12 protein-coding genes are annotated in these 12,921 nt (G+C 74.5%); 4 read left to right on the top strand and 8 right to left on the bottom strand.

Going from position 1 to position 12,921, the window contains the following annotated elements:
* Positions 1 to 34 precede the first annotated feature (34 nt).
* Together ACIQVI_RS11240 and ACIQVI_RS11235 are read left to right on the top strand one after the other, a co-directional pair.
* The gene (locus ACIQVI_RS11240) at positions 35 to 817 is read left to right on the top strand and encodes an alpha/beta fold hydrolase (protein WP_351970028.1); all 783 of its coding nucleotides are present in this window, start codon (positions 35 to 37) and stop codon (positions 815 to 817) included.
* Complete coding sequence (locus ACIQVI_RS11235; protein ID WP_403593917.1) at positions 810 to 1,502, top strand: hypothetical protein; 693 nt, start codon at positions 810 to 812, stop codon at positions 1,500 to 1,502. Before ACIQVI_RS11240 ends, ACIQVI_RS11235 begins: the two co-directional genes overlap by 8 nt.
* 50 nt (positions 1,503 to 1,552) lie before the next feature.
* Here ACIQVI_RS11235 and ACIQVI_RS11230 read toward each other — a convergent pair whose 3' ends face one another.
* The 6 genes from ACIQVI_RS11230 to ACIQVI_RS11205 form a co-directional block, all read right to left on the bottom strand.
* Positions 1,553 to 2,296, bottom strand: a complete 744-nt coding sequence (locus tag ACIQVI_RS11230; RefSeq protein ID WP_403593915.1) for an endonuclease/exonuclease/phosphatase family protein — start codon at positions 2,294 to 2,296, stop codon at positions 1,553 to 1,555.
* Between the two features lie 121 nt (positions 2,297 to 2,417).
* Positions 2,418 to 3,359: an ROK family glucokinase gene (locus ACIQVI_RS11225; RefSeq protein ID WP_351970031.1), complete on the bottom strand. Its 942-nt coding sequence runs from the start codon at positions 3,357 to 3,359 to the stop codon at positions 2,418 to 2,420.
* Between the two features lie 66 nt (positions 3,360 to 3,425).
* Positions 3,426 to 3,854, bottom strand: coding sequence for a DUF5304 domain-containing protein (locus ACIQVI_RS11220; protein WP_403593911.1), 429 nt, complete (start codon positions 3,852 to 3,854; stop codon positions 3,426 to 3,428).
* Between the two features lie 43 nt (positions 3,855 to 3,897).
* Positions 3,898 to 5,022, bottom strand: a complete 1,125-nt coding sequence (locus tag ACIQVI_RS11215; protein WP_403593908.1) for an ArsA family ATPase — start codon at positions 5,020 to 5,022, stop codon at positions 3,898 to 3,900.
* A 572-nt stretch (positions 5,023 to 5,594) separates the two neighbouring features.
* Positions 5,595 to 6,038, bottom strand: coding sequence for an SRPBCC family protein (locus ACIQVI_RS11210; RefSeq protein WP_403593905.1), 444 nt, complete (start codon positions 6,036 to 6,038; stop codon positions 5,595 to 5,597).
* A gap of 108 nt (positions 6,039 to 6,146) precedes the next feature.
* A complete protein-coding gene (locus ACIQVI_RS11205) occupies positions 6,147 to 6,902 on the bottom strand; it encodes a metallophosphoesterase (RefSeq protein WP_403594536.1) in 756 nt (251 codons plus the stop codon).
* Between the two features lie 316 nt (positions 6,903 to 7,218).
* On the opposite strand from ACIQVI_RS11205, the gene ACIQVI_RS11200 reads away from it, so the two are divergent.
* Positions 7,219 to 9,015: an AMP-dependent synthetase/ligase gene (locus tag ACIQVI_RS11200; protein WP_403593903.1), complete on the top strand. Its 1,797-nt coding sequence runs from the start codon at positions 7,219 to 7,221 to the stop codon at positions 9,013 to 9,015.
* A gap of 63 nt (positions 9,016 to 9,078) precedes the next feature.
* Here ACIQVI_RS11200 and ACIQVI_RS11195 read toward each other — a convergent pair whose 3' ends face one another.
* Complete coding sequence (locus tag ACIQVI_RS11195; RefSeq protein WP_403593900.1) at positions 9,079 to 10,221, bottom strand: glycosyltransferase family 4 protein; 1,143 nt, start codon at positions 10,219 to 10,221, stop codon at positions 9,079 to 9,081.
* Positions 10,222 to 10,305: 84 nt separating this feature from the next.
* Between ACIQVI_RS11195 and ACIQVI_RS11190 the strand changes: the two genes are divergently transcribed.
* A complete protein-coding gene (locus ACIQVI_RS11190; protein ID WP_403593897.1) occupies positions 10,306 to 11,586 on the top strand; it encodes a glycosyltransferase 87 family protein in 1,281 nt (426 codons plus the stop codon).
* Here the strand turns inward: ACIQVI_RS11190 and ACIQVI_RS11185 are convergent.
* The gene (locus tag ACIQVI_RS11185; RefSeq protein WP_403593894.1) at positions 11,495 to 12,886 is read right to left on the bottom strand and encodes an MATE family efflux transporter; all 1,392 of its coding nucleotides are present in this window, start codon (positions 12,884 to 12,886) and stop codon (positions 11,495 to 11,497) included. The genes ACIQVI_RS11190 and ACIQVI_RS11185 overlap by 92 nt on opposite strands.
* Positions 12,887 to 12,921: the final 35 nt, after the last annotated feature.

Here is a 12,921-nt window from a genome sequence, read left to right as displayed (position 1 = left end):
GGCGAACGCGAAGCCGAGCGAACAGGAGACCCCGGTGCCGGTCCTTCCCGGAGCCGAGCCGTACCGCCATGAGGGCGGAGAGGTCGGCGTCCTTCTCTGTCACGGATTCACCGGTTCCCCGCAGTCGATGCGCCCGTGGGCCGAGTACCTGGCCGAGCGCGGTCTGTCGGTGTCGGTGCCGCTCCTGCCGGGGCACGGCACCCGCTGGCAGGACATGCGGCTCACCACCTGGCACGACTGGTACGCCGAGGTCGACCGGGCGCTGCGCGAGCTGCGGGAGCGGTGCTCGACCGTCTTCGTCTTCGGCCTCTCCATGGGCGGGGCCCTCGCGCTGCGGCTCGCCGCCCGGCACGGGGACGCGGTGCGGGGGCTCGTCCTGGTCAATCCGGGGAACAAGGTGCACGGCGTGGCCGCGCACGCGCTGCCGGTCGTCCGGCACCTGGTCCCCACCACGAAGGGCGTCGCCAACGACATCGCCAAGGAGGGCGTGACCGAGGTCGGCTACGACCGGGTGCCGCTGCACTCGGCGCACTCCCTGCGCCAGTTCTTCCGTACGGTCGACGGGGAGCTGCCGCAGGTCACGCAGCCGCTCGTACTGCTGCACAGCCCCCAGGACCACGTGGTGCCGCCGGCCGACTCGGCCAGGATCCTGAGCCGGGTCTCCTCGACGGACGTCCGTGAGGTCCTGCTGGAACAGAGCTACCACGTGGCGACGTTGGACCATGACGCGGAGCGCATCTTCGACGAGAGCCGGGCCTTCGTCGAGCGCCTCGCGCCGGAACCGGTCGGCGGGAAGGGGAGCAGGAGCGGTGGCTGATCAGCAGGACGGCGGAGACCGGGAGCCGCAGCCCATCGACGAGGAGGCGGCCTGGGCCGCGATCGTCGCCGGGTACGGCGAGGAGCCCGCGGACCCCCCGGGGACGAGGCCGTTCCGGCCGATCGAGAACCTGTCGCTGCCGGAGCCCGAGGACCCCGACGACGGGGACGGGACCGGGGGCCCGGCCGCCCCGAAGGCGAGCGGGAAGCCGGACGCGGTCTGGAAGCCGAGGACGACCGGGAGGCCGGGGCCGGACGACGGGCCCGGGACGGACGGGAAGCCGGAGGCGGGCGACGGGCCCGAGGCGGACGGGGACGGTCCGGAGAAGCCGGCGCTCGGCGGCTCGATCGTGTTCGCGCCCGGAGTGCGGCCCGCCGGCCCCCGGGACTTCTCCCCCGCCGAGCCCGAGGACGGCCCGGAGGGCTCCGAGGAGGGCCACTTCGTGCCGCCGGAGCCGCCCCCGCTGCCGGAGGCGGACGCGGCGGCCAAGTTCGCCTGGCTCGGCGTGATCGGCGGTCCGGTCCTGCTGCTCCTGGCCGTCCTGCTCCAGTGGGACATGACCTGGTGGCTGACGACGCTCTGCGTGGGCGGCTTCCTGGGCGGCTTCGCGACCCTGGTCGCGCGCATGAAGCACGACGACGACGAGGACGGCTTCGACGACCCGGGGCGCGGGGCGGTCGTGTAGTCGTGTAGGGGTCCCCTCCATGCGGGGGTCCCCTCCGTGCAGGGGGTCCCCTAGGGGACGGGTACGCGGACCGCCGCGAGGACCGGCAGGTGGTCCGTGGCGGCCCTCAGGTCGGCGGGGTCCAGGCCGGTCGGGACCCCGCAGCCGAGGAACTCGACGCCCGGGGTGGCCAGGACCGCGTCGATGCGCTGGTGGGGGTCCTCGGGGATCGAGGTGTACTCGCCGCCCCACGGGGCCGCGGCCCAGCCGTCCCTGAGCTCCCCGGTGAGCCGGGTGAAGGCGGGGCCGCCGGGCCGTTCGTTGAGGTCGCCGCCGACGAGGACGTGCGGGGTGCCGAGGGCGGCGACCCGGTCGAGGACCAGACCGGCCTGGGCGTACCGCTCGTCCTTCCGCAGGCTCAGGTGGCAGCTGATCAGCCCGACCCGGGCCCCGGCGAAGCGGACGACCGCCGTCGCCAGGCCCCGGCGGTGCAGCCCGGGGGTGAGCGGGAGCAGCACGCCCTCGGTGCGTTCCACGGTGGCCCGCAGGGAGCAGAGCAGCAGCGGTCCCGCAGCGGTGGCGCCGCCGCTCAGGACGACGAGGTCGCTCTTGGCGGCGAGCCGGGCGGCGTGCTTGCGCCAGCGGAAGAAGCGCGGGGCCTCCTGGACGAAGACGACGTCCGGTTCGCAGGCCCGGATGACCCGGGCGAGGGCGTCCTCGTCGTCGCGCATCGAGCGGACGTTGTAGCTCAGGACCCGGAGGACGGCCGAACCGTCGTCCTCGGTGCGGGAGTTGGGCAGTTCGGTGATCGCCATGGGGGTCAACATACGACGACCGCCCGCCGGGTCCGGGGGGACGCGGCGGGCGGTCGTCGTACGGCCTGCACAAGCCTTCGTACGGGCGAGTACGGGCGGGTGCAGGCGCTTCGTGCGGGTGTCAGCCCTGGCGGGCCAGGTCCGCCGCGCCGACCAGGCCGGCCTTGTTGCCGAGCTGGGCGGCGAGGACCTGGGCGTGCGGGCGCCACTGGCCGCCGATCAGCCAGCGCCGGAAGGACTTGCGGATCGGGTCGAGGACGAGGTCGCCCTCGTCCGAGACGCCGCCGCCGACGATGAACGCCGAGGGGTCGAAGAGCGAGGCCAGGTCGGCGAGGCCGGCGCCGGCCCAGCGGGCCAGCTCCCGGAAGGAGTCGACGGCGACCGGGTCGCCGGCGCGGGCGGCCTGGCTGACGTGACGGCCCTCGATGCCCTCGGGGGTGCCGTCGCCGAGGCTCAGCAGGACCTCGGCGTTCTCCGGGGTGGCGTTGGCGCGCTGCCGGGCGTACCGGACGAGGGCGCGCCCGGAGGCGTACTGCTCCCAGCAGCCCTGGCTGCCGCAGCCGCAGAGCAGGCCGTCGGGGACGACCCGGATGTGGCCGAATTCGGCGGCCACGCCGAAGCGGCCGCGGCGCAGCTTGTTGCCGATGATGATGCCGCCGCCGAGGCCGGTGCCGAGGGTGATGCAGATGACGTCCTCGTGGCCCTGGCCGGCGCCGAAGCGGTACTCGCCCCAGGCGGCGGCGTTGGCGTCGTTCTCGACGACGACGGGGAGGCCGACGCGCTGCTCGACCTTGTCCTTGAGCGGCTCGTGCCGCCAGTCGATGTTCGGCGCGAAGAGGACGGTGGCGCGCTTGTCGTCGACGTAGCCGGCGGCGCCGATGCCCACGGCCTCGATCGCGTGGCCCTTGCCGGCCTGGGAGACCGCCGTGCTGATCGCGTCGACGATGCCCTCGGGGGTCGGCGGGGTGGGCACCTTGTGCGTGTCGAGGATGTTGCCCTCCTCGTCGACCACGCCGGCCGCGATCTTCGTGCCGCCGATGTCGACGCCGATGGTGAGTCCCATGTGTCCCTCAGTTTTCGGTCGAGCCCCGCTAGGGCCCACCGTACCCGAGGGGGAGGCGCGTCCTGATCAATCCAGGTCGATGTGCTGGCCGGTTCCGGGCCCTTCGCCGTCCTCGCGGGGCGGCTTCGGGGGCTCTTGCGCGGGGGGCTCTCCCCGGGTCCAGCGGGTCTCGTGGCCCTCGACGGCGGAGCGGTAGGCGGCGAGGAGTTCACCGCCGGCGGCGGCGAGGTGGTCGAAGACCTGCGGATTGCGCTCGACGACGGGCTCGACGGCGGCCTTCGCCTGGTCGACGAGCTGCTGGACGGTCCGCGCGGCCTGGCCCGCGAGGAGCGGGTTCCCGAAGCCCTCGGAGACCTTGCCCGCGACGGCGTCGAAGAGCTTGCGGAACTCCTCGGCGGCCGATCCGGGCCCGGCCCCGCGCTCGGCCCTGCGACGGGCCTTCTCCGCCTCCAGGTCCTCGGCGCACGCCTTGGCCCAGGCGTCCGAATCGCTCATGGCGCACTCCTCAGTCGGCTGGTACTTCGACGGTACACGGGCACTAGGGAGTGCGGGGCCAGAGTCCCGGGTCGGGGGTGAAGCGGACGCGGAGGTCGCCGTCGACGAGGCCGGCGCCGGTGACGGTGCAGCGGCGCAGGGCGCCGGGGAGGGGGAGGTTGCGGCGGAAGGGTCCGGCGGTCAGGAGCAGCTCGTCGCCGCGCCGGACGAGGGAGAGCTCCTCCTTGACGGCGCCGGGCAGGGGGAGGTGCCAGACGAGGACGCCGTCCTCCTCTCGCCGGTCCTCGACGGTCCACCCGGGGACGGGCGCGGGCTCGCCCTCGGCGGGGGCGAGGAGGGCGAGGTCGTCGGCCCCGCGCGGGGCGCGGCCGAGGTGCGGGAGCTCGTGGAGCACGCCGGTGCCGGTACGGAGCTCCGCCAGGTGCCGGTGCTGTTCGGCGGTCAGTCCGGCGAGCCAGGGGTCCTCGGAGCCGACGGGGAGGAGCCGGTTGGCGACGACGGCGTCGAGGGCCAGGCGGTGGAGGGCGAGGCCGAGGCGGGCGGTGCGCAGGGCGCGGGTGGCGGCGGGTCCGGGTTCGAGGACGAGCCGGACGGTGGTGGCGGGGGCCTCCACGACGGCCTGGACGGCGGCGAGTTCGGCCTCCCAGCGGGCGGTGGTCTCGTACAGCCACTGCGCGGGCATGGGGACCCCGGCGAGCTGGGCGAGCATCGGGCGCAGGGCGCGGGCGGCCTGGCGCTCCTGGGGCAGGAGCCGGCTCAGGTAGCGGCGGAGCTGCTCGGGCAGCGCGAGGACGGCGAGGGCCTCGGGGAGTGGGGGCAGGTCGACGACGGCGAGCTCGTGGTCGCCGGAGGCGGCCTCGCGCAGGGCCCGCAGCAGGGCGAAGGAGCGGCTGCCGGGCAGCTCGGTCAGCTCGGCGTCCTCGAAGGGCGCGGCGCCGAGCAGGTCGAGGGCGACGCCGGAGCGGGCCTGGAGGGCGAGGAACTCGCGCCGGAAGTCGGCGGCGGGCTCGGGCCGCAGGACCCGCAGGTTCCCGTCCTCCGGCAGCCGCCCGGCGTCCTCGGAGACGAGCAGCACCCGCCGCCCGGCCCGCGCCCCGGCGAGAGCGGTCGCGGCGGCGACGGTGGTGCGCCCGGCGCCGCCGAGGCCGGTGACAAGGATGATCCGCATGTGGAGGACGCTACCCGCCTCCGGCGAAGCGGTTTCCGGTGGCCCGGGGCGGGACCCCTCCTACCGGCCTGGGGCCGGACCCGCCGGTCGCCGAAGGGGTGGCCCGGCATCGGGGACGGACTGCGCCCACTCCCGGACCCGGCGGGACGAAGGGAACGCCCGCCGCCGCGCCCCGGAAGGAGTTCGGGTCCGCCCGGAACCGGGAAGTCGTGCCCCCCGCCCGGGTCGCCCGGCGTCGAGAGCAGCGCCCACCGGTCGTCGTGGGCGACACACGGGTCCGGGCCCGTCCGGGGTGGAAGAAACACCCGTCGCCGCAGGCGCACGGGCCCCGGCCCGCCGGAGGCGGCACACGTCCCGGGGCAGGCCCCGCCCCAGGACACGCCCATCGCCGCAGACGGACGGACCCGAGGCCCGCCGGAGGCGGCACGCCTTCCGGACCCGCCCACCGCCACAGGCGGCACAGGCCCGAGGCCCGCCGCAGGCGGTACACCTCCGGGCCCGCCCGGCGTCAGGGACCGCACGTGGCCGGGGGACGTACTCCCAGCGCCGTACCCCGCCCCGCCGCGCAGCGACTACGCTCCGGATTCCACGCGCTTCTTCAGGCCCGCCAGGGCGCGGTCGATGATGACCTTCTCGGCCTTGCGCTTGATCATGCCGAGCATGGGGATCTTGACATCGACGGTGAGCTGGTAGGTGACCTCGGTGCGGCGGCCGCCGTCGAGCGGGGTCAGGCGGTAGGAGCCGTCGAGGGAGCGGAGCATCTGGGACTTGACCAGGGTCCAGCTGACCTCGTCGGCGCCGGTCCAGGTGTACGCGAGGGTGTGGTCGTCCTTGATCGCGCCCGCGTCGAGGAGCAGCCGGACCTTCTCCGCGCGGCCGGCGGCGTCCTCCTCCAGGACCTCGGCCTCCTTCACCTCGCCCGTCCACTCGGGGTAGCGGGCGAAGTCGGCGATCACGCCCATGACGTCGGCCGGCGCCGCCTCGACGGTGATGCTCGAGCTGGTGTGTTCGGCCATCGCGGTGGCTCCTCCACTGTGCGGTCCGGCGGAAGTCGGGGGGCACGGGCGTGCCGGTGGCAGGCTATCGCGCCCGGGGTCCCGGCCCCGCCACGGGAAGGCGCGGGATCACCACTCCAGGGCGAAGGGCCTGCCGGTCGAGGCGAAGTGGCCGACGTTGACGCACTCGGTCGCGCCCACCCGCATCCGCCGGGCCAGCGGCTGGTGGACGTGGCCGAAGAGCGCGTAGCGCGGCCGGGTGCGCCGGATCGCGTCGAGCAGGGCCCGGCTGCCGCGCTCGAAGCGGCGGGCCACCGTGTCGTAGGTGAGGTCCGGGACCTCCGGCGGGATGTGGGAGCAGAGGACGTCGACCTCGCCGAGCGCCTCGACCTTCGCCGCGTACTCCTCGTCGGAGATCTCGTACGGCGTGCGCATCGGGGTGCGCAGGCCGCCGCCGACGAAGCCGAAGACGAGTCCGCCGAGCTCGATCCGCTCGCCGTCGAGGACGGTGGTCCCGGGCCGGGCGAACTCGGGCCAGAAGCGGGGGATGTCCACGTTCCCGTAGGTGGCGTACGTCGGGGTGGGGAAGGCGGCGAAGAGTTCGGCGTACTGGCGGCGCACGGCGGCCTCGATGGCGGCGGTGCGGTCGATGCCGAGCTCGGCCCAGAGGCGTCGGCCCAGGTCGCGGGCCTCGTCGAAGCGGCGGGCGGTGCGCAGCTCGACGAGCCGGTCGGCGTTCTCGACGCCGAAGAGGTCGGGGAAGATGCCCCGGCTGTGGTCGGCGTAGTCGAGGAAGAGGACCAGGTCCCCGAGGCATATCAGGGCGTCGGCGCCCTCCCCGGCCCGGGCGAGGTCCCCGGCGTTGCCGTGCACGTCACTGACCACATGGACTCGCATGGAGCCACCTTAGGGGGCGCCCCGACGGCCGGTCCGGGAAACCGGTCGTGGACTGCCTCCCGGCCGCCCTACCTGCGGTTACTTCCGAGTCGGGAAACGGGTGGACTACTGTTCACGGAGCACCGTCATGCGTGTGTGACGCACGGAACATCTGGCCGGGACCCCCTATCGGGAACCATGTACTGATGGGTAACGTCCGGGCAGTCCAGTCGTGCTCACCCCCACTGAGCACCTGACCGAATATGGACTACACCGGTGCATCACACAGAGCCGTGGCGCCGGCGCCCGATGAGGAGCAGCAGTCTTGCGCGAGTTCAGCCTTCCGGCCCTGTACGAGGTCCCCACGGACGGCAACCTGACGGATCTCATCCGCCGCAACGCCTCCCAGCACCCAGACGTCGCCGTGATGGGGCGCAAGGTCGACGGCGTCTGGACGGACGTCACCGCCACCGCGTTCCTCGCCGAGGTCCGGGGGGTCGCCAAGGGTCTGATCGCGGCGGGGGTGGAGCCGGGCGACCGGGTCGCGCTGCTCTCCCGCACGCGGTACGAGTGGGTGCTCCTCGACTTCGCGATCTGGAGCGCGGGCGGCGTGACCGTGCCGGTGTACGAGACCAGCTCGCCGGAGCAGATCCAGTGGATCCTGGGCGACTCGGGCGCGAGCGCCGTCCTGGTGGAGAGCGCGGCGCACGAGGAGTCGGTGGCCTCGGTCCGGGCGGACCTGCCGGAGCTGAGGAACGTGTGGCGGATCGAGGACGACGCCGTCGCGCGCCTCACCGCCGAGGGGGCCGGGGTCTCCGACGAGCTGCTCGACGAGCGGATGTCGGCGGCGAACGCGGACGACCCGGCGACGATCGTCTACACCTCGGGCACCACGGGCCGCCCCAAGGGCTGCGTCCTGACCCACCGGGCGTTCTTCGCCGAGTGCGGCAACGTGGTCGAGCGGCTGAAGCCCCTCTTCCGCACGGGCGAGTGCTCGGTGCTGCTGTTCCTGCCGGCCGCGCACGTCTTCGGGCGGCTCGTCGAGGTGGCGTCCGTGATGGCGCCGATCCGGCTGGGCTGCGTCCCGGACATCAAGAACCTCACGGACGAGCTGGCCTCGTTCCGGCCGACGCTGATCCTGGGCGTGCCCCGGGTCTTCGAGAAGGTCTACAACTCGGCGCGGGCGAAGGCGCAGGCCGACGGCAAGGGCAAGATCTTCGACAGGGCCGCGCAGACGGCCATCGCGTACAGCCGGGCGCTCGGCACCCCGCAGGGCCCGTCCCTCGGTCTGAAGCTGAAGCACAAGGTCTTCGACAAGCTGGTCTTCGGCAAGCTGCGGGCGGTGCTCGGCGGGCGCGGCGAGTACGCGATCTCGGGCGGCGCGCCGCTGGGCGAGCGGCTCGGCCACTTCTTCCGGGGCATCGGCTTCACCGTCCTGGAGGGCTACGGCCTGACGGAGTCGTGCGCGGCGACCGCGTTCAACCCGTGGGACCGGCAGAAGATCGGCACGGTCGGGCAGCCGCTGCCGGGCTCGGTGGTGCGGATCGCCGACGACGGCGAGGTGCTGCTGCACGGCGAGCACGTCTTCTCGCGGTACTGGAACAACGAGGCGGCGACGGCCGAGGCGCTGGCCGACGGCTGGTTCCACACGGGCGACATCGGCACGCTCGACGAGGACGGCTACCTGGCGATCACCGGCCGGAAGAAGGAGATCCTGGTGACGGCGGGCGGCAAGAACGTCGCCCCGGCGGTCATCGAGGACCGGATCCGGGCGCACGCGCTGGTCGCCGAGTGCATGGTGGTCGGCGACGGGCGTCCGTTCGTGGGCGCGCTCGTCACCCTGGACGAGGAGTTCCTCGGCCGCTGGGCGGCCGAGCACGGCAAGCCGGCCGGGGCGACGGCGGCGTCCCTGCGCGACGACGCGGAGCTCCTGGCGGAGGTCCAGCGGGCGATCGACGACGGCAACGCGGCGGTGTCCAAGGCGGAGTCGGTCCGCAAGTTCCGTGTGCTTCCGGCCCAGTTCACGGAGGAGGCGGGGCACATCACCCCGTCCCTGAAGCTGAAGCGGAACGTGGTGGCGAAGGACTTCGCCGACGAGATCGAGGCGATCTACCGGGGCTGATCCCGGTACGCGCGCGAAGGAGGCCCCGGACGGTCCGTCCGGGGCCTCCTTCGTGCGCGCGGCTCAGAGCAGCTCGCGCAGCCGCTCCGCGAGCAGGTCCCAGCGCCACTTCTCCTCGACCCAGGCCCGGCCGCGTTCGCCCATGCGGGCGCGGAGTTCGGGGTCGAGGAGGAGGGTGGTGACGCGGTCGGCGGTCTCCTCCGGGGAGTCGCCGCGCACGACCCAGCCCGTCTCGCCGTCGAGGACGGCGTCGGGGGCGCCGCCGGAGTCGCCCGCGACGACGGGCAGGCCGGTGGCGGAGGCCTCCAGGTAGACGATGCCGAGGCCCTCGACGTCGAGGCCGCCGCGCCGGGTGCGGCAGGGCATGGCGAAGACGTCCCCGGCCCCGTAGTGGGCGGGCAGTTCGGCCCAGGGGACGGCGCCGGTGAAGCGTACGGATCCGGCCACGCCCGTCTCGGCGGCGAGGCGGTGCAGGTCCTTCTCGTACGGGCCGCCGCCGACGATCAGGAGGACGGCGTCCGGGACCCGGCGCAGGATGCCCGGCAGGGCCCTGATCAGGGTGTCCTGGCCCTTGCGGGGGACGAGCCGGGAGACGCAGACGACGACGGGCCGGTCGCTGAGCCCGAGGCGGGCGCGGACCCCGTCGCCGCCGGAGCCGGGGTGGAAGGTCTTCTCGTCGACGCCGGGCGGGAGCTGGACCATCCGGCCTGCGGCGGCGGGGGTGAGGGCCGAGGCGATCCGGGAGCGGGTGTACTCGCCGAGGTAGGTGATCGTGTCGGTGCCCTCGCCGATGCGGCGCAGCAGCTGCCGGGCGGCGGGCAGTTGGGCCCAGCCCGCCTCGTGGCCGTGGGTGGTGGCGACCAGGCGCCGGGCGCCGGCCCGGCGCAGGGCGGGGGCCATCAGGCCGAGCGGGGCGGCGGCGCCGAACCACACGGACGCGCAGCCGTGTTCGCGCAGCAGCGCGGTGGCGCGGGCGGTGACCCGGGGGGTGGGCAGCAGCATCGTGGTGCGGTCCCGGACGACGGTGAAGGGCTGTTCGGCGTCGAACGCGGCCGTCGCCTCGGCCCCTTCGCGGCCGCGCTTCCAGGTGGAGGCGTAGACCACGACTCGTTCGGGGTCCAGGCGGAGGGCCATGTTGTGCAGGAAGGCCTGGATTCCCCCGGGACGCGGCGGGAAGTCGTTGGTTACGATCAGGGTCTTGTGCATCGTGGCCGACAGTACGCGATCGCACCCGCAGCCCGGCACCACCACTCCCCCGCGCGAGCGGGCCGACCGGACGAGGACGAGTCAGTGACGACGGGCGCAGTGGGGAAGGGCCCGCGCACGGGCCTGTGGCTTCCCGTCGGCCTCTGGAGCCTCACCCGGGTCCTCCTCCTGCTCTGCGTGTTCGACGTCGTGGAGGTTCCGGGGCCGGACATCGCGTACGACGTCGAGAACATCTACCGGGGCTGGTACGAGGTGCTGCGGGACGGCACCTATCCGCTGGACGACGTCACCTGGCAGTACCCGCCGGCAGCGGCGTTCGTGATGCTGGCCCCCGACCTGCTGCCGTTCCTCGGCTACTCGGCCGCCTTCTTCGTCCTGGCCCTGCTCTGCGACGCGCTGGTCTTCGGGCTCCTCCTGTACACGGGCCGCCGGGCGGGCCGGACGTTCCGGGGCGCCTGGATCTGGCTGGCGGGCGTGGCGCTGCTCGGCCCGACCGCGTACGCCCGGTACGACGTGATGGTGACCGCCGTCGCGGTGGCGGGGCTCCTCGCGGCCGGCCGGAGCCCCCGGGTGCTGGGCGCGCTCGCCGGTTTCGGGACGGTCCTGAAGATGTGGCCGGCGCTGGTGCTCGTGGGCACCCCGAAGGGGCGGGCGACGCTCCGCTCCTGGTCGGCGGCGGCGGGCGCGGCGGCCGGGGTGCTGCTGCTCTGCGTGCTGTGGAAGCCGGGGGCGCTGTCCTTCCTCTCCTTCCAGCGGGACCGGGGCACCGAGGTGGAGTCCCTGGGCGCGACGGTCTTCCACGTGCTGCGGCACTTCGGCTGGGAGGGCGAGGTGCGGATGAACTACGGCTCGATGGAGTTCCTCGGCCCGTACGTCCCGGCGGTGTCGACGGCCGCGATGGCGGTGACGATCGGCGCCTTCGGCTGGCTGCTGCTCTGGCGGATCAGGGCGCGCCGGTTCGTCTCGTCGACGGTGGCGGACGCGGCCTTCGTGGCGGTGCTGCTCTTCACGCTGACGAGCCGGGTGCTCTCCCCGCAGTACATGCTGTGGCTGGTCGGTCTCGCGGCGGTGTGCCTGGTCTTCCGGTCGAGCCGGATGGAGCGGCCCGCGCACCTGGTGGTCTGGGCGACGGCGGTGACGCAGTTCGAGTTCCCGGTGTGGTTCTGGCACGTGACGCGGAGCGACGCGCTGGGCATGGCGGTGCTGTTCACCCGCAACGGCCTGCTGGTCGCCGCCGCCGTCCTGGCCTGCCGGATCCTGTGGCGGCAGACGGTCACGGAGCCGCGTCTCGCCGCCGCCGCGACCGTCCCCGCGCGGGCGGCGCGCCCGGAGCGCGAGAAGGCCCTGTCGGGCTCGCTCCGCTGAGCGGGGACGCCCCCGCGACGGCGGTGCGCCGGTGCAGCAGGCCCAGGGCCACGCACTGGACGGCCGTGGCGAGAGCCATGGCCAGGCAGATCCCGGGGAGTCCGGCGCCCGAGAGCGCGTGCGCGAGCGGGAGTTGGACGAGGACGCCCGCGAGGGTGATCCGGGCGAGGTAGGGGCTCGCGGGGGTGCCCTCGAAGACCCCGGCGAGCGCGATGTACCCGCCGAGCGGGATCAGGTACGGGCCGAGGCAGCGCAGGAAGAGCGTGCCCGCCTCCGCCACCCCGGGCCCGGCGCCGAGGAGCCGTACGACGGGTCCGGCGGTGAGCAGGAACACCCCGGCGGCGGCCGTGCCGAGGGCCGTGCCCAGGAGCAGCGCCTGCCGTCCGACGGCCCGCCGTTCGTCGCGGCCCGCGCCGAGCAGGTGGGCGCTGTGGATGGCGGCGGCCTGCCGGACGGCGTAGAAGGCCATGGTGGCGACGTACATGGCCTTGGTGGCGATGCCGTAGGCGGCGGTCTCGGTGACGCCGAGCCGGGCGACGACGGAGACGAGGGCGAGGGCGCCCGCCATCCGGACCGTGAAGTCGGCGGCCATGGGAAGGCCGGTGGCGGCGGTGCGGCGCAGCGCGGCGGGGACCGGCAGGGCGGGCCGTACCCTCCGCGCGGCCTTCAGGAGCGGCTCGCGGCGCAGGACGACCAGGCCGACGGCGAGGGCGGTGCTCCGGCCGATCACGGTGGCGAGGGCGGCGCCCGGCACTCCGTACGCGTGGATGAGCAGCGGGTCGAGGACGAGGATCAGGCCGTTGGCGAGGAAGGCGAGCCGCATGGGGGTGCGGGTGTCGCCGGCGCCCTTGAGGACCCCGTCGAGGACGTTCGTGGCGAAGAGGACGGCCGTGCCGGGGAGCGAGATCGCGAAGTAGGCGGCGGCCGGGGCGTGGGCGGGGTGGCCGGGGCCGCCGAGCAGGAGGGCGGCGAGCGGTTCGCGCAGCAGGTGTCCGCCGAGGGCGACGGGCGGCACGAGCAGGGCGCAGAGGGCGGCGCCGCCCCGGACGGCGGACCGGACGGCGGCGGGGCCGTCGGCGCCCCGGGCGCGGGCGACGAGGACGGTGGTGCCGGAGCCCGCCATGAGGACGACGCCGAGGAGCAGGTTCTCGACGTTGGTGGCGAGGGCGACGGCGGCGACGGCGGCCCCGCCGAGCCGGGCGACCCAGACGGTGTTGATGATCCCGGCGGCGACTCCGGAGAGGAGTTCGAAGTAGACCGGGCGGGCGAGCCGGACGAGCGCGCGCCGATGTGACGCCATGAGATCCCCCCTCGTTTCGATGTACCTCGGTTAGA

Source organism: Streptomyces sp. NPDC098101, from assembly GCF_044760185.1.
In the GTDB taxonomy this organism is placed as follows: domain Bacteria; phylum Actinomycetota; class Actinomycetes; order Streptomycetales; family Streptomycetaceae; genus Streptomyces.
Note: the sequence above shows the minus strand (reverse complement) of the source record. Positions and strands in the feature narration are given on the sequence as shown.